This window comes from Yersinia sp. 2542 StPb PI, assembly GCF_048593855.1.
Taxonomy (GTDB): Bacteria; Pseudomonadota; Gammaproteobacteria; order Enterobacterales; family Enterobacteriaceae; genus Yersinia; species Yersinia enterocolitica_E.
This window is the reverse complement of record NZ_JAZGQA010000412.1, coordinates 1-1,160: the sequence shown is the minus strand read 5'-3', so window position 1 is coordinate 1,160 and position 1,160 is coordinate 1. Positions and strand designations below refer to the sequence as shown.

Below are 1,160 nucleotides of genomic sequence, written 5' to 3'. Positions count from 1 at the left end.
CGGGAATGGGGCGGTTGCATTCACGGAAGTGCATTGAAGTGCCTAAAATAACTATTTTTATTTTCTGCCGAGTCATGCAGTTGTAAAAAAATATTTTCAATAAGCGGGCGCTGAGATGTTAATGCATTCCACTTTTGGAGGGTATAGTTCATGAAGCTGAAAAAAATTATTATCGCCTCACTCGCTATTTGTCTGTTGCCATTGGGTGCTTATGCTAAAGATCTTAAAATTGGCGTTTCCATGGCTTACTTCGATGATAACTTCCTGACAATATTACGTCAGGCTATGCAAAACAAAATGAAAGAAGAAGGGAATGTCACTGGGCAATTCGAGGATGCAAAAGGGGATATTGCCCAACAAATTCAGCAGGTAGAGAATTTTGTCAGTCAAGGGGTCGATGCCATTATTCTGAATCCGGTAGATACTCAAGGTGTAAAGCCAATGATCAAATTAGCTGAACAGGCGAAGATACCATTGGTTTTTGTGAATCGCCGCCCTGAAATAACGTTACCAGCTGGTATGGCCTATGTGGGATCAGATTCTGAGCTTGCAGGTCGTCTACAGATGGAGGAATTAGCGAAGCTGATGGGGGGGAAAGGCAACGTAATGATCCTGATGGGGGAACTCTCGAGTGAGGCTACTCGTGATAGAACTCGGGGAGTAGAGAAAGTTGCAGCTCAGTATCCAGATATTCATATCATTGATAAGCAAACTGCAAAATTTTTCCGCAAAGAAGCGGTAGACGTTACCACTGATTGGGTTTTGTCTGGGCAACAAATAGATGCCATTGCATCAAATAATGATGAAATGGCCATTGGGGCTATTTTAGCCTTAAAACAAGCGAAGAAAAATGGCGTAGTAATTGGTGGCATTGATGGCACACCCGATGCGCTTGAGTTTATTAAGAAAGGCGATTTGAATGTCAGTATTTTCCAAGATGCTAAAGGTCAAGGAGAAGGCGCTGTAGATACTGCGATTAAATTAACCTCCGGCCAGAAAGTTGAAAGCAGTGTTATGATTCCTTATCAACTCATCACTAAAGATAATTATCAGGACTTTGCTAATAAAAATAAAAAGTGAAAACAACCTTTTCCCCTGGCTAATAGTTAATTATAAAAACACAGGAATAAGTTAACTTTTCAAGTCAAATTTTCATACAT

Annotated in this window: 1 protein-coding gene; it reads left to right on the top strand. The window is 40.5% G+C overall.

From position 1 onward, the window contains the following. The first annotated feature begins 150 nt into the window (after positions 1 to 150). On the top strand, positions 151 to 1,080 hold the full coding sequence (locus tag V1952_RS21985) for a sugar ABC transporter substrate-binding protein (RefSeq protein ID WP_372558866.1): 930 nt from the start codon (positions 151 to 153) through the stop codon (positions 1,078 to 1,080). Positions 1,081 to 1,160: the final 80 nt, after the last annotated feature.